Origin of the sequence: Mycobacterium simiae, assembly GCF_010727605.1 — a bacterium.
GTDB lineage: Bacteria > Actinomycetota > Actinomycetes > Mycobacteriales > Mycobacteriaceae > Mycobacterium > Mycobacterium simiae.
This window is the reverse complement of record NZ_AP022568.1, coordinates 939934-961027: the sequence shown is the minus strand read 5'-3', so window position 1 is coordinate 961027 and position 21094 is coordinate 939934. Positions and strand designations below refer to the sequence as shown.

The 21094-nt window shown below is 67.9% G+C and carries 22 protein-coding genes; 5 read left to right on the top strand and 17 right to left on the bottom strand.

The window, feature by feature from the left end; genetic code table 11:
- Window positions 1-28 precede the first annotated feature (28 nt).
- The 3 genes from G6N33_RS04340 to G6N33_RS04330 are packed head-to-tail and all read right to left on the bottom strand — an operon-like array spanning window position 29 to window position 1908.
- Window positions 29-538 (bottom strand): barstar family protein, encoded by a 510-nt coding sequence (locus G6N33_RS04340; RefSeq protein WP_049919234.1) that lies wholly within the window; start codon window positions 536-538, stop codon window positions 29-31.
- A 2-nt stretch (window positions 539-540) separates the two neighbouring features.
- Complete coding sequence (locus tag G6N33_RS27825) at window positions 541-1605, bottom strand: ribonuclease domain-containing protein (RefSeq protein WP_332107466.1); 1065 nt, start codon at window positions 1603-1605, stop codon at window positions 541-543.
- Window positions 1606-1608: 3 nt separating this feature from the next.
- Entirely contained in the window at window positions 1609-1908 is a 300-nt protein-coding gene (locus G6N33_RS04330) for a hypothetical protein (RefSeq protein ID WP_049919237.1), read from the bottom strand.
- Between the two features lie 81 nt (window positions 1909-1989).
- On the opposite strand from G6N33_RS04330, the gene G6N33_RS04325 reads away from it, so the two are divergent.
- The 3 genes from G6N33_RS04325 to G6N33_RS04315 all read left to right on the top strand — a co-directional run bounded on the left by G6N33_RS04325 (window position 1990) and on the right by G6N33_RS04315 (window position 4908).
- Window positions 1990-2952, top strand: coding sequence for a class I SAM-dependent methyltransferase (locus G6N33_RS04325; protein WP_044510552.1), 963 nt, complete (start codon window positions 1990-1992; stop codon window positions 2950-2952).
- Window positions 2946-4154 carry a class I SAM-dependent methyltransferase gene (locus tag G6N33_RS04320; protein ID WP_231382710.1) on the top strand — a complete coding sequence of 403 codons (1209 nt, stop codon included), beginning with the start codon at window positions 2946-2948 and terminating at the stop codon, window positions 4152-4154. The genes G6N33_RS04325 and G6N33_RS04320 overlap by 7 nt, the downstream gene beginning before the upstream one ends.
- A 70-nt stretch (window positions 4155-4224) precedes the next feature.
- Window positions 4225-4908: an esterase gene (locus G6N33_RS04315; protein WP_044510556.1), complete on the top strand. Its 684-nt coding sequence runs from the start codon at window positions 4225-4227 to the stop codon at window positions 4906-4908.
- Window positions 4909-4921: 13 nt separating this feature from the next.
- On the opposite strand, the gene G6N33_RS04310 is transcribed toward G6N33_RS04315, so the two are convergent.
- A complete protein-coding gene (locus G6N33_RS04310) occupies window positions 4922-6199 on the bottom strand; it encodes an outer membrane protein assembly factor BamB family protein (protein ID WP_101528610.1) in 1278 nt (425 codons plus the stop codon).
- 181 nt (window positions 6200-6380) lie between these two features.
- Between G6N33_RS04310 and G6N33_RS04305 the strand changes: the two genes are divergently transcribed.
- On the top strand, window positions 6381-7118 hold the full coding sequence (locus G6N33_RS04305; RefSeq protein ID WP_044510561.1) for an acyltransferase: 738 nt from the start codon (window positions 6381-6383) through the stop codon (window positions 7116-7118).
- Here the strand turns inward: G6N33_RS04305 and G6N33_RS04300 are convergent.
- The 4 genes from G6N33_RS04300 to G6N33_RS04285 form a co-directional block, all read right to left on the bottom strand.
- Entirely contained in the window at window positions 7115-7669 is a 555-nt protein-coding gene (locus G6N33_RS04300) for an anti-apoptotic protein (protein ID WP_044510563.1), read from the bottom strand. The two genes, G6N33_RS04305 and G6N33_RS04300, sit on opposite strands and share 4 nt — an antisense overlap.
- Before the next feature lie 111 nt (window positions 7670-7780).
- Window positions 7781-9109 (bottom strand): cryptochrome/photolyase family protein, encoded by a 1329-nt coding sequence (locus G6N33_RS04295; protein ID WP_044510565.1) that lies wholly within the window; start codon window positions 9107-9109, stop codon window positions 7781-7783.
- A complete protein-coding gene (locus G6N33_RS04290; protein ID WP_044510567.1) occupies window positions 9109-9597 on the bottom strand; it encodes a TspO/MBR family protein in 489 nt (162 codons plus the stop codon). Before G6N33_RS04290 ends, G6N33_RS04295 begins: the two co-directional genes overlap by 1 nt.
- A complete protein-coding gene (locus G6N33_RS04285; protein ID WP_101528609.1) occupies window positions 9594-11699 on the bottom strand; it encodes an MMPL family transporter in 2106 nt (701 codons plus the stop codon). Before G6N33_RS04285 ends, G6N33_RS04290 begins: the two co-directional genes overlap by 4 nt.
- Window positions 11700-11888: 189 nt before the next feature.
- Between G6N33_RS04285 and fni the strand changes: the two genes are divergently transcribed.
- Entirely contained in the window at window positions 11889-12950 is a 1062-nt protein-coding gene (fni, locus tag G6N33_RS04280) for a type 2 isopentenyl-diphosphate Delta-isomerase (RefSeq protein WP_101528608.1), read from the top strand.
- 21 nt (window positions 12951-12971) lie between these two features.
- Here the strand turns inward: fni and G6N33_RS04275 are convergent, their stop codons facing one another.
- From G6N33_RS04275 to G6N33_RS04235, 9 genes are read right to left on the bottom strand one after another with little or no spacing between them, the layout of a single operon-like run.
- Window positions 12972-13532 carry a MarR family winged helix-turn-helix transcriptional regulator gene (locus tag G6N33_RS04275; RefSeq protein ID WP_044510569.1) on the bottom strand — a complete coding sequence of 187 codons (561 nt, stop codon included), beginning with the start codon at window positions 13530-13532 and terminating at the stop codon, window positions 12972-12974.
- Window positions 13533-13584: 52 nt separating this feature from the next.
- Complete coding sequence (locus tag G6N33_RS04270; RefSeq protein ID WP_044510570.1) at window positions 13585-14601, bottom strand: DUF5914 domain-containing protein; 1017 nt, start codon at window positions 14599-14601, stop codon at window positions 13585-13587.
- A complete protein-coding gene (locus G6N33_RS04265) occupies window positions 14598-16130 on the bottom strand; it encodes an FAD-dependent oxidoreductase (protein ID WP_163771464.1) in 1533 nt (510 codons plus the stop codon). Before G6N33_RS04265 ends, G6N33_RS04270 begins: the two co-directional genes overlap by 4 nt.
- Entirely contained in the window at window positions 16127-16849 is a 723-nt protein-coding gene (locus tag G6N33_RS04260) for a class I SAM-dependent methyltransferase (protein ID WP_101528584.1), read from the bottom strand. Before G6N33_RS04260 ends, G6N33_RS04265 begins: the two co-directional genes overlap by 4 nt.
- Complete coding sequence (locus G6N33_RS04255; RefSeq protein ID WP_044510571.1) at window positions 16836-17147, bottom strand: lycopene cyclase domain-containing protein; 312 nt, start codon at window positions 17145-17147, stop codon at window positions 16836-16838. Before G6N33_RS04255 ends, G6N33_RS04260 begins: the two co-directional genes overlap by 14 nt.
- Window positions 17144-17467, bottom strand: coding sequence for a lycopene cyclase domain-containing protein (locus tag G6N33_RS04250; RefSeq protein ID WP_044510572.1), 324 nt, complete (start codon window positions 17465-17467; stop codon window positions 17144-17146). The genes G6N33_RS04255 and G6N33_RS04250 overlap by 4 nt, the downstream gene beginning before the upstream one ends.
- Window positions 17464-18417: a phytoene/squalene synthase family protein gene (locus G6N33_RS04245; RefSeq protein WP_044510574.1), complete on the bottom strand. Its 954-nt coding sequence runs from the start codon at window positions 18415-18417 to the stop codon at window positions 17464-17466. The genes G6N33_RS04250 and G6N33_RS04245 overlap by 4 nt, the downstream gene beginning before the upstream one ends.
- Window positions 18414-19937, bottom strand: a complete 1524-nt coding sequence (gene crtI / locus G6N33_RS04240; protein WP_101528589.1) for a phytoene desaturase family protein — start codon at window positions 19935-19937, stop codon at window positions 18414-18416. The genes G6N33_RS04245 and crtI overlap by 4 nt, the downstream gene beginning before the upstream one ends.
- Window positions 19934-21025: a polyprenyl synthetase family protein gene (locus G6N33_RS04235; RefSeq protein ID WP_044510576.1), complete on the bottom strand. Its 1092-nt coding sequence runs from the start codon at window positions 21023-21025 to the stop codon at window positions 19934-19936. The genes crtI and G6N33_RS04235 overlap by 4 nt, the downstream gene beginning before the upstream one ends.
- Between the last annotated feature and the right edge of the window lie 69 nt (window positions 21026-21094).

Genomic DNA, 21094 nt, shown 5'->3' with positions numbered 1-21094 from the left:
GCGGGCACTTAAACTCCGGGCAAAATGCTCATGCCTCCACGTCTGCGACCTCCACGCCGGCCGAAGTCCAGCGTTCCCGGACTCCTCGAAGTTGATCTGTTGGTGCGGAGAGCAATAAGCCGAAGGCCGCTGGCGGATTGAGTTCGTCACGGTAGTAATTGCGGTAAAACGACATTTTGTTGGCGAACCAAGAGAAAATCTCGGGCTCGTCGACCAGTAAGAGATGGGAACGGGCGACCTCGGTCAGATACGCGTGAGCAGGGGGCTTCTCAAGCGTTTTATTGGTTAGGTTGTCGAGATCTCGCATCAAATCATCAAACGCCGCGTAATTGTGGCCGAACCAGGGCGGAAAATCCCAAACCAGAGCGAAGGCGCTGAAGAGGGCATTCAGTGTCTTTGCGTTCGACCCATCGACGGTACGAAACTCGACCCCGGCTGGAGGCGACAGTGGTGACCGAGTTTCCTGACGTACAGCGATGCACGGGCCGCCGTCGATCGCCTGCTGTAGAAACTGGTCGAGGTTCACGGTGTGTGCCATCACTATCGCATCCTGTGAAATGTTCCGTAATGATCCTTGGTATACCAAGCCGAGCCGTCGCTTCCGGTAATGATGCGTTCCTCGTCCCGGTCCCCGCCCCATACCTTGGGATTGACGTCCCACTCCCGGTACGTAATCGGTTTGCCAGATGCATCTGTGGTTGGCAGAAGCGGGGGTCGGCCAGGAGGTGGCGTGTTCTCAAAAGCGCTTCCTCCCTTCGTGCCTGGCGCTTTCGCAGACCCGGGCCATTTGCCGGCATCGATCTGTTCCAATGTGTCTCGCACATTTTTCGGTATCTCGCCTCCATCCTTGCCCACCCGCGGTGGCTCAGCGCCTCCGGTGGCGCCTTTGCCGGCCGCGCCAGCACCGCCTTTCCCGCCGATCGGACCGCCGCCGCCCTGGACCGTTCCGGTTTTTGGATCGAACTGGGTTTGACCCGGCTGGACTGGCTCGAATGGCCCGTGCGCGGGCTGATCGGTGTAGGGATCCCAAGGATGGTCCAGCTTGAAACCGGCGCCGAGCGCCCGAGCCATGGGAGGTGTTTCCGGGAAAGTAACGCCGTTTAGAGGTGCGCTGGCCACGGTGATCTTGGCGGCGAGCGCCGCGTCATGGGCGACCAATTGCGCGGCGCGTTGCTGAATCTCGGCGGCATAGACCTGCGCCTGGGCCGCAGCCGTCACACCGGCTCGCGGTGGTGTTACCGAAAGGTCCTCGCCCACAACGTATCCGGCGTCACTCGCTTCTTCGACCGCGTCGAGCACACTGCGTTTGGCGGCATCGAGAGTCTCAGCTCCTCGGCGCGCTATCGCCGAAGATTCGTGCAGCACATCAGCCAGTCCCCGCACCTGCACCAGATCGGCGAAGGCTCTTTCCTGTGCCGCCTCGGCCCCGACGCCCTCCCACACCGTTCCGCCCGGCGACACGGTAACCCGATGAATAGAGGTGAAGGAGGACTCCCAACGTTCGGCAGTGGCTTTCCAGTCAGTGGCCGCACCTTCTAAATGAGCGACATCCCAGGCTTGGATCTCCGAGAGGGACGGCAATCCCACGCCACCGAGCCCTGCCACCAGTTACACCTGGGGAACGGAGTCACCGATGGCTGCGGCTTGCTGCGCGCCATTGGCGTCCGTCAGTGCGAACTCGGCGCCCGCCGCAGCCGATGTGACTGCGCTTGCCTGCGCTCGTCGGGCTAGGGCGGCGATGGCTCCACCGAGAGCCGCGTGGGCGGCGCCGACGGCGCCGGATGTCGCTTGGATGGGCAACCCAGCCCGGGGCGGCGGAGTCGCCGCCATCAGCTCCGCCGACACCTTCTCGCAGTGCGCTGCCAGCACCTGCAGCCCCTCATCACTGACATGAAGGATGTCGGCCACGTCGATGAGTTTAGGCCGGTACTGCCGATTAGCACTTCACCTCGTTCGAAGGCGGATCGGTCGGCAGTTAGGCTGCCCTCCATGACCGAAGTGACTCCGGCCGCCCATGTCACGGCCGACCAGGTCGAAGCCGCGCGGCACGACACCAAGCTCGCCCAGGTGCTCTACCACGACTGGGAGGCCGAGACCTACGACGAGAAATGGTCGATCTCGTATGACCAGCGTTGCGTGGACTACGCGCGGGGCCGGTTCGACGCCGCCGTGCCCGAGGACGTGCAGCGCGAGCTGCCCTACGACCGTGCCCTCGAATTAGGTTGTGGCACAGGGTTTTTCCTGCTTAACCTGATTCAGGCGGGCGTGGCGCGGCGCGGCTCGGTCACCGACCTGTCACCCGGCATGGTCAAGGTTGCCACTCGCAATGGGCAGTCGCTGGGGCTGGATATCGACGGGCGGGTCGCCGACGCCGAGGGCATCCCGTACGACGACAACACCTTCGACCTGGTGGTCGGGCACGCCGTGCTGCACCACATTCCCGACGTCGAGCTGTCGCTGCGCGAGGTGATCCGAGTCTTGAAGCCCGGCGGCCGATTCGTCTTCGCCGGCGAGCCGACCAACGTCGGCGAGGTCTACGCCCGCTCGCTGTCCACCCTGACCTGGCGGGTCGCCACCAACGTCACCAAGCTGCCCGGTCTGGGCAGCTGGCGGCGCCCGCAGGTCGAGCTCGACGAGTCCTCCCGTGTGGCGGCGCTGGAAGCCATCGTCGACCTGCACACCTTCGCGCCGGAGGACCTGGAGCGGATGGCGACCAACGCCGGCGCCGAGCAAGTCGCGACCGCCAGCGAGGAGTTCACCGCGGCGATGTTCGGCTGGCCGGTGCGCACCTTCGAGGCCTCCGTGCCACCGGGGCGGCTGGGTTGGGGCTGGGCGAAGTTCGCGTTCAACGGCTGGAAGGCGCTGAGCTGGGTGGACGCCAACATTTGGCGGCACGTCGCGCCGAAGGGCTGGTTCTACAACGTGATGGTCACCGGGGTCAAACCCTGCTGAACCCGTCCATTTCGGGCCTGCGCTTCACTCCCGAGGATGTCGGCTACCTGCGGTCGCAATCGGGTGCCGCGGCGCTGGCGGTGGTCGCTGAATATTCGTTGTCCGACGCCACCCGTATCGCCGACATCGCGGCCGTGCGGTCCCGATTCGGTGACCGGGCGCCGGTGCTGGTGGAAACCACGCTGCTGCGCCGGCGGGCCACCGAAAAATTGGGCGACGTGTCGCACTGGCTGTTCACCGACGAGGCGCTCCAGCAAGCCACCGCGGCGCCGGTGGCCCAGCACCGGGCCACACGGGTGAGCGCGGCCGGCGCCGTGGTCCACGATGCGACCTGTTCGATCGGCACCGAAGTGGCGGCGCTGCGCGATGCGGGCGCCGCAGTGGTGGGCAGCGATATCGACCCGGTGCGGCTGGCGATGGCCTCCCACAACCTGGGTCCCGATGCTCAGCTCTGCCGCGCCGACGCCCTGCACCCGGTTACCCGGGATGCGGTCGTCGTCGTGGATCCCGCGCGCCGCCGGGGTGGGCGGCGCCGGTTCGACTTCACCGACTATCAGCCTGCGCTCGACGCAGTCCTGGACTGCTACCGGGGTCGCGATCTCGTCGTAAAGTGTGCTCCCGGAATAAATTTCGATGATTTGCCCCGTCTGGGCTTCGACGGCGAAATCGAGGTGACGTCCTACCGGGGTTCGGTGCGGGAAGCCTGCCTCTGGTCGGCCGGTCTGGCCGAGCCGGGGGTTCGGCGTAGGGCCAGCGTGCTGGATCGGGGCGAACAACTCACCGATGCCGAGCCGGGCGACTGCGACGTCCGGCCGGCCGGGCGGTGGATCGTCGACCCGGACGGTGCCGTCGTCCGGGCCGGCCTGGTGCGTCAGTACGGCGCCCGGCACGGCCTATGGCAACTCGATCCCGACATTGCCTACCTGTCCGGCGATCAACTGCCGCCCGCCCAGCGGGGGTTCGAGGTGCTCGAGCGGCTGGATTTCGACGAGCGCCGGCTTCGGCAGGTGTTGGCCAGGCTGGACTGCGGCGCTGTGGAAATTCTGGTGCGCGGCCTCCAGGTCGACCCCGACGCGTTGCGGCGACGGCTGCGCCTGCGCGGCAGCCAGTCCCTGGCGGTGGTCTTGACCCGCATTGGCTCGATGCGCGCCGGGGGGCCCGCAGCTCGTGCCACGGCCTATGTCTGCCGTCCGTCGCGGTGACGCCCGGTACGCTGTCGGCGGTTCATTCGGGGGGACCTCACCATCGCCGTCGACAAGGACAATTCAAGTTATGCGTTATGTGATCGCGGCTGCGGTGCTCCTCACCGCGGTGGTGCTAGGCGGGCCCGCCGCCGCCGAACCGGCTTCGTGCGCCAGCCTGGCGGGCACCATCGAAGCGGGCGAGCTGTGTCATGTGCGCGCGACCGGGCCGAATTACACGCTCAACCTGATCTTCCCGGCCGATTACCCCGACCAGCAGGCCCTGACCGACTACATCACGCAGAACCGCGACGGATTCCTGGCCGTCGCACAGACCTCGGGGCCCCGCGACCAGCCCTATCAATTGGAGGCCACCACCGAGCAGCACAACGCCGGTCAGCCACCGCATAACACCCGCAGTGTGGTGCTCAAGTTCTTTCAAGACGTCGGCGGCTCCCACACGTCGACCTGGTACAAGTCGTTCAACTACAACCTGGGCACCAAGCAACCCATCACCTTCGACACGCTCTTCGCGCCGAACACCTCGCCGCTGGACGCGATCTTCCCGCTAGTCCAGCGCGACCTGGATCGGCAGAACGCCTTCGGCGCGGCCATCCTGCCCTCGTCGGGGCGCGACCCGTCGCACTACCAGAACTTTGCCATCACCGACGACCAGCTGATCTTCTATTTCGCGCCGGGGGAGCTGCTGCCCGCGTTCGCCGGCGCCAAACAAGCCCAGGTACCGCGCAACGCGATCCCGCCCCTGGCGATCTGAGATGTGAGCGGGCCTAAGCCGGCCCGTAGCTGTAGACCTGCCCGTCGCTGGTGGCAACCACCACCCGGCGATCGGTGCCGATCGCCAGGCCGACGGGATATCCGGTCGCCTCGGGCAACGGGTAGCTGCCGAGCGTGTGGCCGTCGCCGGGATCGAATACCAGCAGCGACATACCCGCGGCGCCGTCGCGGCCCGGGCCGCCGGTCACCACGTAACCCACGGCGCCGCCGGCCAGCGCCGACGAGGACAGCGGGGTGACGTCGTCGCGGCGCCACACCTGATCGGCGTGATCGCCCGCGTCCTTGAACGCCGCCAACCGAGTGTCGGGCCCGCCGCCGGCCACGATCAGGCCCTGCGGGGTGACCGCGGGCGGTGTCTGGGCCAAAAAGCCCAGCGGCACCGACCACTTCGGCTTGCCGTCGGTCGCCGACAGGGCCCACAACCGCTGGTCGCGCCCGTTGACGTAGACGGTCGCGCCGTCCGCCGAGAGCACCGGGCTGGCGATGACGCCGGGGCCGATCGCGCCGCTGGTCCACTCGTGTGTGATCAGGGGAGTCTGGCCGCGGTGGTACTTCAGCCCAACCAGTCCCGCCGCCGGCGCTCCGGGCTGCCAGAGGCCGAGCACGGCGATACCCGACGCCGTCGAATAGGCGGGGGCCGCCGCGACAGGGCAGCCCTGCCGTGCCGGCGCACAATCGGCCAGCCCACGCGTCGCGTCCGTCGGATCGACCCCGTCGACCAGGTCCAGCGGACTGCCCACCACCATGCCGCGGTGCGCGTCGAACACCAGCACCTGTCCCAGGTGCGTCGTGACCAGCAGTTGGCCACCACCCAAAAACCTTGGCGTGGAAGGCATCCCGATCACCGGTTGACGCCACCGGGTCCACTGCGTCACGGGGAACGACAGGAAGGCGCCCGGCTGGCCGATATAGAGGTTGTCGAAGCCGTCGAACAGCGGACCGGCGAAGCCGCCGCCCTGAAACAGCCGCACGCACCAGCGCTGCCGACCCTTGTCGTTGTTCTCCCACTCCATCAGCGAACATCCGGCCGGGGTTTGCGCGTTGAGGGCCACATAACTGTTGCCGCTCAGGGCTGGACCGGCCCCCAGGCTGCCCTTGACCGAGCGGGTCCACTGCAGCGACAGCTTGTCGGCGCCGCCGGTCGCCGTGTAACTGCTGTTGGCCGCGTCGGCGTAGGGCGCCGACCACCCCGGCGGGGGCGCCGCCTCCACCCACGAATCGGTGTTGCCGCAACCGCCGAGCCCCACCGCAAGCGCGGCCGCCAACACCACGCAAGACGGACGCCGAAGCCCACGGACTAGTTGTCGGGCAAGCACGTTCGGTTTCCCAAATCCTTCTTGCGAGGCGGGCCGCTCGTCGGCAGACCCGGTCGTTCGGCGGCGATTGAGTACAGGTGAGGGTAACCCGTGGCGGTTCGCGCGCGGATGATTGCCCGCGTTAGGCTTTCCGGCCATGACGAGCATGTGGGGCGCCCCGGTCCATCGCCGCTGGCGAGGATCACGGTTGCGGGACCCACGCCAGGCCAAGTTCCTGACGCTGGCCTCGCTGAAGTGGGTGCTGCGTAACCGGGCCTATACGCCGTGGTACTTGGTGCGCTATTGGCGGCTGCTGAAGTTCAAGCTGGCCAACCCGCACATCATCACCCGCGGCATGGTGTTCCTCGGCAAGGGCGTGGAGATCCACGCGACACCCGAATTGGCGCAACTCGAGATCGGCCGGTGGGTACACATCGGCGACAAGAACACGATCCGTGCGCACGAGGGCTCACTGCGGTTCGGCGACAAGGTCGTGCTGGGCCGCGACAACGTAATCAACGCCTACCTCGACATCGAGCTCGGCGATTCGGTTCTGATGGCCGACTGGTGCTATGTCTGCGATTTCGATCACCGGATGGACGACATCACCTTGCCCATCAAGGACCAGGGAATCGTCAAGTCCCCGGTCCGGATTGGGCCGGACACCTGGGTCGGGGTGAAGGTGACGGTGCTGCGCGGCACGTCGATTGGGCGCGGCTGTGTGCTCGGCTCCCACGCGGTGGTGCGCGGGGTGGTCCCGGACTACTCGATCGCGGTGGGTGCGCCGGCCAAGGTCGTCAAGAACCGGCAGCTGTCCTGGGAGAGCTCGGCTGCCCAGCGTGCTGAATTGGCTGCCGCACTGGCCGATATCGAGCGTAAGAAGGCGGCCCGCTAGCCCCCTGATGGGCGGTCGTCGACGACGAAGTGGTAGTCGACGGTGCCGCCGTCGACGCCCGTGACCGACACGTTCACCCCGTAGGTCTCACCGTTGGTGACGAGCTTGCAGCGCAACGTTGCGCCCTGCACGCCCTTGAGGTTGTCCGGGCAGGTCACCGATTCGGGTTTGGTTCCGACCTGTTGGGTGATGTTGTCGCTGATGGCGGTGGCCACCTGGTTCTTGTCGACGGTCTCGACCATGTCGAACTTGACGTCGCTGCCGTTGACACTGGTCACCGTCACGTTGACGTTGTAGGCGACGCCCTTCACCTTCATCGTGCAGTTCAGCTGTGCTCCGATCGTGGCGGGCAGGTCGCCCGGACAGTCCACGGACTCGGGCTTATTGCCCTGAGCGTCGGTCAGCTTCTGGGTGATCTGGCTGGCGACGTCGCTCTTGGCTACGGCGTGCGACGACGACGATCCGATCGAGCAGGAGCACGCGTCGACGCCGGCCATCAGGCCGGCGGCGGCACCGCAAATCAGCAATGTCCGAACGAGCGAGCCAGCCATATCGCCTCCCTGGCGCATCAGCAACTGCGAATCGGCTGATAATCGCATGACAGAGCGCCATGTGAGGGCTATTCCGCAAATTTTCTGGGGTCGCTCGCGGGGCCATTTCGGCTAGGAACTCAACACCTGATAGCGGTGCAAAGCCTCCCTGCGCTCGGCGGCGTGGTCCACGATCGGCGCAGGATAGCCGGGCGGGCGATTACCGGTACGCAAGTGCACGTCAACGGCGCCGCGGAGCTCGGGAACCCACTGCCGGATGTAATCCCCGCCAGGATCGAACTTGACGCCCTGCGTGTTCGGGTTGAACACGCGGAAGTAGGGCGCGGCGTCGGTACCGCACCCGGCACACCACTGCCAGCCGTGTTGGTTGTTGGCCAGGTCGCCGTCGACGAGCTGGTCGAGGAACCATGCGGCACCCCACTGCCACGGCAGGTGGAGATCCTTGACGAGAAAAGACGCGACGATCATCCGTACCCGGTTGTGCATGAAGCCGGTCTGGCGCAGCTGGCGCATTCCCGCGTCGACGATCGGAAATCCGGTTTGCCCGACCTTCCACGCCTCGAAGCGGCGCCGGGCGTCGGCGTCGGTGTCGATCTCGATGTCATCGAAGTGGCTGTTCCAGTTACGCCAGACGCTCCCCGGCCAGTGATGCAGAACGTCGGCGTAGAAGTCGCGAAACGCCAACTCGCGCAGATACGCCTGGGCTCCGCGGTCGCGCGGGTCGAGGTCGGCGGCCATGGTGCGGGGGTGGATGGTGCCGAATTTCAGGTGGGCAGACATCCGGCTGGTGCCCGCCATGTCGGGCCTGTCGCGGTCGGTGTCATAGCTTTTCAGCCCGTCACGCACGAAGGACTTCCATCGCTCCTGCGCGGCCCCGGCCGCGATGTCCAAGGGGGCACCGGGGTCGGGGATGGCGCAGGCCCGGATTGGGACGTCGGCCGGATCGATCCAGCGCGCGGACGTGGCATCGGACTTCGCCGGTGCCCGCCATCCGGTCACCCGCCACTGGCGAAGGAACGGTGTGAAGACCTTGTACGCGGTGCCGTCCGACTTTTTCACCCGCCCCGGCGAAACCAGGTAGGGCGACCCCGTCGCCACCAGTGGGATGGAACCGAGTGCTGCGCTGACCTTTTCATCGCGTCGCTTGCCGTAGGGCGCGAAGTCTGCGGAGACGTGGACCGCCGCTGCGTCGATCTTGCTCGCCAGGAGCGCAATCTGGTGCTCGGGGTGCCCGCGCACCACCAGGAGCCGGCCATCGAGGTTGTCGCGCAGCGCCCGCAGCGCGTCGCCCAGAAATTGCAGGCGACGTTGACCCGACGATTTCTCCAATCGCGGGTCGAGCACGAAGCAGGCAAGCACCTCGTCGCTGCCGGCCGCGGCCAGCAGCGCGGGGTGGTCCCAAACCCGCAGATCGCGGCGAAACCACAACAGCGCGGGCATTATCGGCTGCTGCGGTTGAGCCGCCAGACGTGGGTGGACAACACGGTCGCGAATGCGCACCAGGCCGGGTAGGGCGAGAGCGCCAACCCGGCGCGCGGATCCGCGGCGGCGGCGCGGCGGGCCAGGTCGGCGCTGCTGACGGTCAGTGCGGCCGCACCGATCGCGGCCGGGCCGAGCTTGTGAAACCGGAAGAAAAGCCAACTCCACCCGGCATTGAACACCAGATTGGTCGCCAACGCCGTGACATACCGGCGCGCCTCGTCGTGCTGTTCGGCGGCGCGCAACGTGTCCAGCGTTACCGCCGAGGCGGTGGCGATGTCGGCGTACAGGCCGGTCCACACCACCGGGAAGGCCGCGTCGGGCGGCTGATAGCAGGGTTTGCGCAGTCGCGCGAACCACGCCGGCGTCCGTCGCGGGCTGGCGATACTTCCGGTGCCCGCGGCCACGGCAACTGCCAGGGCTGTCGCGGCCAACGTCGAGGGCTTCACCGCCTGCTCCGTTCTTGTTGTAGCCAATTACTGTGCAGCTCAATGGTTTCCGGTGAAGTAGGGGTCGCGGGCCACCAAATCCGATCGCCGATCAGGGCAAAGATCGCCGGGATCACCAGCGTGCGCACCACGAAAGTGTCGAGCAGGATGCCGAGACCGACGATGATGCCGAGCTGTGTCAGCACGATCAGCGGCAACACGGCCAGCGCGCAGAAAACCGCCGCCAAAACGATTCCAGCACTGGTGATTACGCCGCCGGTGGCCGACACGGCGCGAATCATGCCGTCGCGGGTGCCGTGGTGTTCGCTTTCCTCGCGGGCACGGGTGACCAGGAAGATGGTGTAGTCCACGCCAAGGGCGGCCAGGAACAGGAACGCGAAAAGCGGCGTGCTGTCGTCCAGCGCGGGAAAACCGAAGGCGTGCCTGCTCGTCCAACCACCGAGCCCGAGCGCGGCCAGCGCGCCGAGGATGGTCGCGGACAGCAGGTTCGGCGGTGCCAGCGCCGAGCGCAGCAGCACGGACAGGACGACCAGGATCACGGCCAGGATTGCCGGGATCAGCATCAGCCGGTCGTGGACGGCGGCGGCGCGGACGTCGACGGCTTGTGCGTCGGGGCCGCCGACCAACGCCGACGGTGCGACGGACTTCGTTGAATGTCGAAGCGCGACAATCGTTTTGAATGCCTGATCTGATGACGGTGCCGAGTTGGTAACCACCGACCATTTCGTCATACCGGTCACCGATCGGCCCGTTTCGGTTGCCGACACCACCCCGGGGGTGGCGGCGATGGCCGCCTGCAGTTGCGGCGCCCGGGCCGTGGGACCGGCAACGAGCGTGGGGTTGGCCCGACCGGCCGGAAAGTGCGCCGAAACCACGTCGTAGCCGGACACCGAATCCGCTTGCACCCGGAACTGTTGGGTCTGCGACAGGCCGATGCGGGTTCCGAGCAGGCCGGTGGCCAGCACGCCCAGCGCGGTGATCGCGAGCACGGCCACGACGGCCGGTCGGCGGGAGACCCGTTCGGCCACGCGGTGCCAGGGCCCCGCATCGGGGCCGGTGGTTCCGTCGGCCTTGGGGATGAAGGGCCAGAATATCGGCCGGCCGCACACCGCGAGCAACGGCGGCAGTATCACCAGGACCGATGCCGCGGCAATCACCAGTCCGCAGGCTGCGAGCGCGCCCAGGCCGCGGGTACTGGGGGTGGCGGCGAACAGCAAGGTGAGCAGGGCCAGCACCACGGTGGCGTTGCTGGCCAGGATGGCCGGTCCGGCCCTGCCCACCGCCCGCCGCAGAGCGTCGCGATGGTCGACGTGCAACCGGAGTTCTTGTCGGTAGCGGGAAATCAGCAACAGCGCGTAGTTGGTGCCGGCTCCGAAGACCAGCACGCTGGTGATGCCGGAGGTGGAGCCGTCGAAACTCAAGCTGGTCGCGGCCGCAACCGCCGTGCCCATCGCGGCTGCGACACGATCGGCGAACCCGATCACCAGCAGTGGCGCCAGCCACAGCACCGGGGAGCGATAGGTGGCGATCAACAACACGGCCACCACCGACGCCGTCACGGCCAGCAGCGTGATGTTGGCATTGGTGAAGGCGTTGGCGATATCGGCGCCGAACGCGGGGCCGCCCGTCACGTGCGCGACGAGATTGGCCGGCAGGCCGTTGTGGGCAGCGCTGCGCAGCGCGGCCACCCCCTGACTCAGTACCAGGCCGGATAGCTCTGCCCGAATGGTCGCCACGCCAATGGCCGCCTTGCCATCCGTCGACACCGTCGGCGGCAGCGGATGGCTGGATGCGAACGGCGTCACCGCGTCCTGCATCCGGTCGCGGGCGTCCCCGGTGGCCGCGATGTCGGCGGCCGTCAGCGGGGCGCCGTCGACGCGGTTGACGACCAGCAGCACCGGCGCGTGGTCGCCGTCCGGGAACTGGCGTGCCAGGCTGGCGATTTGCGCGGAGTCCGAGTCGACCGGAACCAACTGCGGCGCCTGGGCTGCCGCGGCGTTTTCACCGATCAACACGATGAAGCCGATGCCCAGCAGCACCGCAGCCAGCGCCCACCGCCACGAACGGCGGTCGGTGACCCAGCTGGCGAGAGCGTCGGACATTTGCCCCACTATTTCAGAAAATTAATGTTTAATCAACTTAACGATCGCGCGGAAAAACCAGTATGCTGCGATTCTGAGGTACCCGGACCTGGGCACCACCGAACGTGCGGAGTTGGAAGAACCACACACCATGCGGCAGCTCATCGAACAGACGCGCGTCCGCGCTGCCCGGATGGGTATGACCTGACGATGGACCGTCGCGGCCAGATCAGCACCCGCAAGCGCCGCCACATCGACGTCTGTCTGCACGACGATGTCGGGTACCGGCACGTGACGACGGGCCTTGAGCACTATCGGCTGACGTACAACGCATTGACCCAGACCAACCTCGGCGACATCGATCTGTCCACCGAATTTCTCGGCGTGCGGCTGCGGGCGCCAATCCTGATCGGAGCCATGACCGGTGGCGCCCGCCTCTCCGGGACAATCAACCGCAATCTGGCTGCCGCGGCACAACAATTGGGCATCGGCATGATGCTCGGATCGCAACGCGTCATGCTGCGCGGCCCATCGGGGGAGCGGGCCGCGGCGAGCTTCGCCGTGCGTGACGTGGCGCCCGACGTACTGCTGCTCGGCAACATCGGCCTGTCCCAGTTCACCAAGGACGCGCTGTCCGACATCGCTGCGGCACTCGACCGGGTGGGTGCGAATGCGCTTGCCGTGCATACTAATCCGTTACAAGAAGCCATCCAGCGCGACGGCGACACCGACTTCGCCGGCTCGCTGGACCGGTTGCATGACCTGACCGGCCTGCTGGGTTATCCAGTGCTGCTGAAGGAAGTGGGGCACGGGATCGGCGCTGGTGCCGTCGGTGAACTCCTGCGCTTGACCGGTGAACCCCCGGTGGCCGCGATCGATGTGGCCGGGGCCGGCGGCACGTCGTGGTCGCGGGTCGAGCAACTCGTCCGCTACGGCCAAGTGCGCTACCCCGATCTGGCCGAGTGGGGCATACCGACCGCGCAGGCGGTACGAGAGGTGCGTGCAGCGCTGCCCGGCCTCCCGTTGGTCGCCTCCGGCGGCATCCGGACCGGAACGGATGCCGCCAAGGCGCTGTGCCTAGGTGCCGACGTGGTGGCCGTTGCCCGCCCGCTGCTGTCGGCGGCCATCGAGTCCGCTGCCGCGGTGACGGCTGTGCTGCGCGACATCATCGACGAGATGCGGGTATGCCTGCACGGCTGTGGCGCGTGGAATCTGGAGGCACTGCGCGGCGTCGGATTGACCACCGTCGCGGGCGGGAACGATGGCGGGTAATCGTGGGCAGCGCGGCGGCGTTTACCGCGCAGCGCCCTGACGCTGACCCCCGGCACGCTGATCGGAGTCCTGCGGCGGGCCCGCTGCCGCGCGGAGAACCTCGTCTTCGAACGTCGACATCGCGGTGATCATCGCGGTGAACACCCGGTGCGCGGCCCGCAAGTCGTCGTCGCTCAGATCGGCCATCGCGGTGCTGAAATGGGCGCCGAGCGGTTTGAAGAACGCGTGCGCCATGCTCATTCCGGTGGGCTCATAACGCAACAGCCACTTGCGCCGGTCCTGCGGGTCGGCTTCACGCCGGATGTGGCCGGCCTCAATCATCCGATCGACGAGGTAGGTAATGGCCGCCGGCGACACGTCCATCCGTTGTCGTAACTGCGCCGACGTCAACGGCTCGCCCGCCGTCTCGGCCACCATGATGTGCAGGAGCGCGTGGAAGTCGCTGCTGCTCACCTCGTTCATTCGGGCGAAATGACGGCCGACGCGATCCGACCTCGCAGTGATGGCCCGCAAATCGGCCGACAACGATCGTTCCAACTCAGCCCGGCTGAGTTGCGGGTCAGATGTGCGGCGCTTGGTCACTTCCCGGATCCTTCATCAGACGTCCCAGCGTATCCGCGCGCTCGAGCCTGAACTACACGAGCCGGCGCGTGTCGGAATCGCCGGCGCGGAGCCGGTAGCGGCGTTCGGCGTAGTCGAGATCGTCGCGCCACAGCCGGTTGGCGGCATAGCGCGCCAGCGGGGTGATCAAGGGCGCGGCGCGCCCGGCGTGCCGGAAGCCGGGCCGTTCGGAGTGCGCGACGACGGCTTCGATGACCGCGACGGTGGGGGCGCCGTCCGGCCCCGGGCCCACCGGTGTGGCATGAGTTTCCACCACGCTGCCGGTGCCTTCGCCCTCGACGATGCGCATCACGATGGTGCGTGCCTCGGGGCTGGTGAACTCCGCGAGCACCGGCACTCCGACGGGGCCCATCCGAAACGTGACCGCGACGACGAACCGGTCGTCGCTGTCCGTCGGGACGCTCAACACCTCGAGACGGGTGAACGAGTACGGGTGAAACCAGGCGCCATGCCAGGGATCGAGCCGGTTGGCGATGATGTCGCAGGGCTCGCAGCGGCCGACGCTGCGGGCGACGGCGTGCACTGTCGGGCTCGGCGGTCGGTCTGGCACGACCGGCGCGTCCAGCGGCGTCTCGGCGCCGACGGCGTCCAGGCGCACCCAGGCCAGCACGCCGTCGTCATGGCTGGGCAAGGGCTTCCAGCGCATCTCGCACGTCTGGCCGTCGAACGCCAAACCGTGCCAGCGACAGAACAACACGCCGCCGCGGACGGCACCGGTGGCCAGATCCGCCCCCAGGTGCGGACACGCGGCGGGGCCGACGCACAGATTTGTGTCGCGATCCCGCCAGGCGACAAGCTCGATGCCCGCCACGCGGGCGCCGAACGGCCGGCCGGGCCGAACATCGCGGCTGGCCGCGAAGGCATACCAGTTCCCCGTCGGCCTGCGCTGGGACCGAGTCAACGCGGCCTCGATGATGCTCGGCTTCGCGTCGGCATAGGTCGGCCGTTGCTCAGCCCACGGGTGCTGCGCCAGCACCTCGATCGGCCAGCCTTTCGGCCAGCGGCTGCGGAGTCGATCGCGCACGCTCATCGTGTCCGCCGTTGCCGTTGGGCTAGCGATCGAAGGAGCTTCGAGCGTCCACCCAGGGGAACGGTGCTCAGCTCGTGGCCGGCCAGCCCCCACCCGCTGAGCAGCCGATTGGCGGCGACCCAGCCCGTGGTGGCGGCACGTTCCATCAATGCCACCGGCAGGTCCACCCGAATCCCGTCGCCGGCCAGCATCAGCACGGGATGCGGCGTCGTCACGGTGGGGCGCCGGGCATGCGTGCCGGGGGCGAACAGCGGACAGTCGCTGTGGTGCAGCACGCATTGGTGCAGCACGCGGGCGGTCGCCGTCTCCGGATACATCCGATGCAGCTGTCGGATCCCGTCTTCCGGAGAAGTATCGGAATCGACTGCGTAGTAGTGTAATTCGATGACGGAGCCCCGCGAGCGGCGGGCCCAGGTGGCGGCTTCGCGCTCGTATCGTTCGAGGACGCTGATGTTGTCCAGCGGCGGATGCCCCGAGGTGCCCAGGAACGGTGGCCTACCGGAATCGACCGGCCGGTCCAGCCACAGCCGGTGCACGACAAACGGCGGGGCGGTGCGCAACTCGTGGATCCGGGCGCGCCACCGGTTGTCACCGAGGCCCGGGGATGCAGCCACGACCTGTTGCAGGCCGCGCACGTCGGTTGCCAGCACCACGGCGTCGGCGTTGAGTCGGTCTCCCGAATGCGTTTCGACGTATCCGGACGCCGCGGTGTACAGGTTGATCCGCCGCACCGCGGTGTCGAGGTGCACCCGAACACCCCGGTCCTGCAGGTACTGGTGCAGCGGATTCCACAGGCTCGCGTCGAAATTCGCGTTCGCGACGTCGAAGATGAGGCCCTCGCTGGAGCCGAGGAAGTAGATGTGGAACATCGTCGCCAGTTCGGCGGCCGAGAGCTGCTCCGGTGCGGCGAAGAAGCTGCGGGAGAACACCTCGAACGCGAGATGCCGAGCGGACTGCGGAAAGTTGATGCTCTTCAGGAAGGTCTCGGCGTCGATGTGATCGAGCTGGGAGTAGACGTCCGGCACCGACACGGCGGCCAGCGGGGCGGCGGCGCGGGCGTCCAGGCGCAGTAAATCGCCGAATCGAAATGTGGGGCTGCGCAACGCGAATACAAGTGCGTTCCACGGCGGTGTTCTCGGCAGTCCTCGAAAAGTGTCTCGCCGGCCCGCACCGTCGACCAACGGGTAGTCGTCGACGGGTACCAGCATCCGCAGCTGCGGGTCGACGCGGCGCAGCAGCGACCGCAGGTTGTAGTACTGGCGGAAGAAGGCGTGGAATCCCCGGTTCATCGGGAAGCCGTTGTCCCCGTGTGAGTTTGCGGGCTCGGTCCAGCCGCCCACCCGCCCGCCCAGGTAGGGTTCGCGCTCCACCACGTCGACGGCGACGCCGCGCTCGGCCAGGGCGGTGGCCGCAGTCAGCCCGGCAATGCCGGCGCCGACCACCACGGCCCGGGGGCGGGACGACAGCGCGCTTGCGTCGGGCAGCCCGGGGGGTGCGGGGCGGCGGTGGCGGCGGCCGTCGATCGTCACGGCGCCACCCCCACGAAGGTGTGCACGACATTGCGTTCCCAGCCCGCCACGGTGTCGTGGTGCACCGCGACGAAGCCCGCGTCGCTCATTCGGCTGCGGAATTGCGCGGCCCCGTCGAACGCCAGCACACTGCGCCACAGATGCCGGTACAACACCGTGTCCCGCGTGTGCCACCAGCCGGCCGGAATGATGATGCCCCAACACACCGCATGCCAAATCCACGTCGCCGCAGGGGAATCGCGCACCGAGTATTCGTGCACCGCCAGCGTGCCGCCCGGGCGCAGCAGGTCGCGGAATGCGCGCAGCGCAGCATCCGGGTCGGCCAGGTTGCGCAGCAGGTAGGCGGCCAGGATGCCGTCGAATGGGCCGCTGACGCCGTGCGCGGTGAGCTCCTCGATACGCGCGTGTACGAATCGGACCGACGCGGGCCAACGCTTGGCCCGCGCGGCGGCCAGCATTGCGCCCGCGGCGTCGACCGCGACGATCTGGGCCTCGGGAGCCACCCGAAGCAGCGCCGCCGTGGACGCACCGGTGCCGCAGCCCGCGTCCAGCAGCCGCAGCCCCCGGCCGCGGTCGGGTATTCGCATCCGGCGCGCGCAGAGCTGGAGACCGGCGTGGTAGCCCGGGTTGGCGCCGACCAGCCGGTCATACGCGCGCGCCCCAACGTCGAAGGCGCTCGGCACGTCGCGGCGGGGCAGACCCCGGCTATCGATGCGCACGCTGGTACTCCCACAGCAGCAGGACGGCGGTGACCAGTGCGAAGCCGAACAGGAAGTCCTCGATCGGGATGTCGAGCGGGAACCGCACCCCGCTGGTGTCGCGGCCGTTGTAGATCACCACCGGCGCGCTGGTCTTGGTCAGCCAGCCGTCCACCGGCACCTGGAAACCGAGCACGATCAGCATCGACAACCAGTACCCGAGCCGGCGGAACAACCCGGTATGCAGCAACGTGAATTCCAGCCCGATCACCGCCAACACCGATGCGACGGCGGGCACGGTGTAGCCCAGCCCGGTCATCGGCGTTTGCTCCGCGCCAGGATGGCGGTCACCGCGTTGTAGGTCAGCAAGCCGCACAACGGAATCACCACGAAGAACAGCACTTCCTCGATGGGTATCCCGAACGGAATGTGCAGGCCGCTGATGTAGGCGCCGTTGTAGGTCCACACCTCGGCGGCGATGGCGACGGCGTCCCAGACCAGGAACACGGCGGCCACCGGAAGCACCGCGCGCAGCAGCCGAAGTGGCTGCCGGTAGACCCCCGGGCCGAAGAATTCCAGCGGTGCGGTGATCGCCACGCACAACCCCAACACGATCAGGTATTGCCAACGGTCGGTCACGCCGCACCGCGATTCTGCTGCCCGGCTTCGGCGAGTCGCAGCCGCCACGATCGCAGCAGGCCGCCCGCGGCAACGCGGAGTCGTCGCGACGTTGCGACACTCGCCCGGCCGCTGAATACCGAGAAGTCGCTTGCCGCAATGCGATCGAGGATCTCCGAGTACAGCGTCAACGCGGTGCTGACGCAGGGGCGCGAGCGCGGAGCCAGCGCTGCGATGCCCTCGGCGGCGAACCGGTAGATCTTGCGGGTGATCTCGTGCTGGGCCGCCAGCGCGGCACGCACCCGCGGATCGGTGCGGCGGTGCTCGTGACACCACAGCAGCAATTGGCGGTCGACATCGAAGCTCGCGAGTTCGTCGGCGGGCAGGTAGATCCGGTTGCGTTGCAGGTCCTCGTCGACGTCGCGCAGGAAGTTGGTGAGTTGAAAGGCGCGGCCCAGGGCGGCCGCATGCGGCGCCGCCTCGTCCGGCCCTGCGACGGTTCCCAGGATCGGAAGCATTTGCAAGCCAATCACTTCCGCCGAGCCGCGCATGTAGACGTTGAGGGCGTCGCGGGTGGGATAGTCGGTGACGGTGAGATCCATCTCCATCGAGGTGAGGAAGTCCTCGAACAGGTCGGTGGCGATGCCGTAGCGGCCGATGGTGTCGGTGACCGCCGCGATCACCGGCTCCGCGGGATGCCGCTCGGCGGCGAAGAGGTGATCGGAGAGCCGCTGCAGGCGTCGTGCGCGCGCGGCGGTGTCCAGCGTCGGGTCGAATTCGTCGAGAATGTCATCGGCGTGGCGGGCGAAGCCGTACAGCGCGTGCACGGCCGGACGTTGGTCGGGGGCCAGCAGCCGAGTGGCCAGGAAGTAGGTGCGGCCGTGCTTGGCGGCGATTTGCCGGCAGTGCCGATAGGCCAGGCGAAGCGTCGGGTCGGCGACACCGGCCGCGTCCAGTTCGGTGCGGATCATGGCAGCGGCACCTTCAGATCCAGCACCCTTGCCGCCCCGTGTGTTTGGGAGTCCGACCCGGTGATGCGGTCCGCGGCCAGCCGTCCGGAGATCATCGTCGTCGGTACCCCCACACCCGGCACGGTCGACGACCCGGCCAGCACGGCGTTCGCGATTCCGCGCACGGTGTTGGCCGGCCGGAACGGCCCGGTTTGGGCGAAGGTGTGGGCAAGCGCGAACGGCGTCCCGGCCGCCATGCCCTGGCTGGCCCAATCGGCGGGGGTGGACACGCCCAGCAGTTCGGCGCCCTCGCCCAACTCGGGCAGCAGGCGGTCGCGTACCGCATCCAGCAGGGTGCCGGCGTAGGCCTCGCCGTGCCGCGACCAATCGATGTCACCACGGGACAGGTTCGGCGCCGGGGCCAACACGTAAAGCAGGCCGCGTCCGTCCGGCGCCAGGGTGGGGTCGCTGACGGTGGGGCGGGCCACCAACAGCGACGGGTCCCGCATGGTCCGGCCATGGCGGATGATGTCGGTGAACGTCTGCTCCCACGACTCGCCGAACAGGATGGTGTGATGCGCGTGCGGTGTCGCGTCGGCGGGGCGGAATCCGACGTGCATGACCACCGCCGAGGGCGCGGGGCGTAGCGGTGCCAACCGGCGCGGCCGCCGCCCCAGCAGTGCGTAGGTCTGCGGCAGCTCGGTGGTCAGCACGACGGCATCGCACCGGATGCGCTCGCCGTCGACGGTGCGCACCGCCGTGACCCGGGCCCCCGCCCGCTCCAGCGCAGAAACCGTTGCACCGTACCGGAATTCAACGCCAGCCTCGACCGCTGCGGCCGCGAGGCCATCGGGCAGGGCGCGCACCCCGCCGCGTGGGAAGAAGACCCCGGCGACCGTGTCCATATAGGCGATCACCGCATAGACCGCCAAGGCGTGTTGCGGCGCGACACCGGCATACAGCGACTGGAACGTGAAGATCCGCCGTAGCCGCGGGTCGCCGATATGGCGTTTGACCATGGTGTCCCAGCGCCGGAATCCACCGATCGCCGACAGTTGCACCAGCCGCTTGTTGACCAGCGACAGTGGTGAGTGGAAGTTGGCGCCGATGAATCCATCGAACTCGGTGCAGTACAGCCGTTCCAGCCACGCGCGCAATCGCAGGTACCCTGCGGCTTGTTCCGGGCCGGCGAATTCGCGTACCGCGGCGGTCATCCGGTCGGCGTCGGCGTGCACGTCGATGCTGCTGCCGTCGGCGAACATCGCACGGTAGGCCGGATCCACCGGTTGCAAGTCGACGAACCGGGTGCGGTCTTTACCGGCGGCAGCGAAGGTTTCGTCGATGATGTCGGGCATGGTGAGCACGGTGGGCCCAGTGTCGATGCGATACCCGGCGACGTCGAGCCGTCCCGCTCGGCCGCCGGGCCAGCCCTCGCGCTCGACGACCGTCACCTCCCGTCCCCGGCCGGCCAGGTGCAGCGCCGCGGACAGGCCCGCGAATCCGGCGCCCACGACGACCACCCGGTCTCGTCGGGCGTTCATGCGGCCCGCCGGGTGCACACGTCTGTCATATCGATCAGCGCGGCCAATGCCAGCTCGTCAAACGGTCTGCCGTCCAGTGCCTTTCGTGCGGTGGCTACTCGGTCATCGATCAACTCCTCGATGAATTGCACGGAGCCGGTAGCCAAAATCAGCGTGCGCCAATGCTCGACGGCATCCGCGTCTAGGCGGTCACGGTTGATCAGTTCGCCGAACTGCCGGCGGGTGGAGGCGTCGGCAAGCTGGTAGGCGGCGACCACGACACTGGTGGCCTTGCGCTCGTTCAGGTCACCGCCGTTGGGTTTGCCGGTGGCCGTGGGTGATCCGAAGACGCCGAGAATGTCGTCGCGCAGCTGAAAGGCTTCGCCCAGCGCCGCCCCGTACTCGCTCAGCCCGGCTAGCACCACGTCGTCGCAGTCGGCCATGGCGGCGCCGATCTCCAGCGGCCGGCGCACCGTGTAGTTGCCGGACTTCATCCGGGCCACCGCCAGCACCGATTCCATCGTCGGGAGATCACGCAGATTGGTTGCCACATCGGCGAATTGACCGACCGCGAGTTCGGTGCGCATAGCGTCGTAGCGAGGCCAGGCGCGTCCCAGCGCCCCCTGGTGCACACCGCTGTCGCGCAGCATCTGCTCGGCCCACACCAGGCACAGGTCGCCGAGCAGGATGGCGGCCGATTCGCCGAACTTCTGCGACGACCCGGAACGACCCCGTCGCCGGTGCCACTCGGTGAATTGCACGTGCGCTGACGGACGGCCGCGCCGGGACGGCGATGCGTCCATCACGTCGTCCTGCAGCAGCGCGAACGCCTGCAGCAGTTCCAGGCTGGCGGCCGCCGCGAGCGCCGCGCTGTCCGGCGGTGCGCCGCACAGCCAGCCCAGGTACATGAACGTCGACCGCAGGCATTTGCCGCCCTGGACGAATTCGGTCAATACCTCGGCCGCTACGTCGACCCCGCAGGGGCCCAGGTCTGCGGCGCAACGCGCTGCTACGAACTCCGCCACCTCCGCCAGCACCGCTTGTCGCACCCCTTGACGCCAGGCGCCCAATTGTCCCGGGTCGGCCAGCAGCGCAACGGCATCGGGCATTGGCGCCACGGAACGGAGCTGGGGAAACGAACGCACGGTTGCCACCGAAGCACCCCTCGCACGGTCGGT

What these genes read in the sequence shown, in the direction of transcription:
- G6N33_RS04340 (WP_049919234.1), bottom strand. Translation starts at nt 538, where the DNA reads ATGGCACACACCGTGAACCTCGACCAGTTTCTACAGCAGGCGATCGAC.
- G6N33_RS04325 (WP_044510552.1), top strand. Translation starts at nt 1,990, where the DNA reads ATGACCGAAGTGACTCCGGCCGCCCATGTCACGGCCGACCAGGTCGAA.
- G6N33_RS04315 (WP_044510556.1), top strand. Translation starts at nt 4,225, where the DNA reads ATGCGTTATGTGATCGCGGCTGCGGTGCTCCTCACCGCGGTGGTGCTA.
- G6N33_RS04305 (WP_044510561.1), top strand. Translation starts at nt 6,381, where the DNA reads ATGACGAGCATGTGGGGCGCCCCGGTCCATCGCCGCTGGCGAGGATCA.
- G6N33_RS04300 (WP_044510563.1), bottom strand. Translation starts at nt 7,669, where the DNA reads ATGGCTGGCTCGCTCGTTCGGACATTGCTGATTTGCGGTGCCGCCGCC.
- G6N33_RS04295 (WP_044510565.1), bottom strand. Translation starts at nt 9,109, where the DNA reads ATGCCCGCGCTGTTGTGGTTTCGCCGCGATCTGCGGGTTTGGGACCAC.
- G6N33_RS04285 (WP_101528609.1), bottom strand. Translation starts at nt 11,699, where the DNA reads ATGTCCGACGCTCTCGCCAGCTGGGTCACCGACCGCCGTTCGTGGCGG.
- fni (WP_101528608.1), top strand. Translation starts at nt 11,889, where the DNA reads ATGGACCGTCGCGGCCAGATCAGCACCCGCAAGCGCCGCCACATCGAC.
- G6N33_RS04270 (WP_044510570.1), bottom strand. Translation starts at nt 14,601, where the DNA reads ATGAGCGTGCGCGATCGACTCCGCAGCCGCTGGCCGAAAGGCTGGCCG.
- G6N33_RS04255 (WP_044510571.1), bottom strand. Translation starts at nt 17,147, where the DNA reads ATGACCGGGCTGGGCTACACCGTGCCCGCCGTCGCATCGGTGTTGGCG.
- G6N33_RS04245 (WP_044510574.1), bottom strand. Translation starts at nt 18,417, where the DNA reads ATGATCCGCACCGAACTGGACGCGGCCGGTGTCGCCGACCCGACGCTT.
- crtI (WP_101528589.1), bottom strand. Translation starts at nt 19,937, where the DNA reads ATGAACGCCCGACGAGACCGGGTGGTCGTCGTGGGCGCCGGATTCGCG.
- G6N33_RS04235 (WP_044510576.1), bottom strand. Translation starts at nt 21,025, where the DNA reads ATGCCCGATGCCGTTGCGCTGCTGGCCGACCCGGGACAATTGGGCGCC.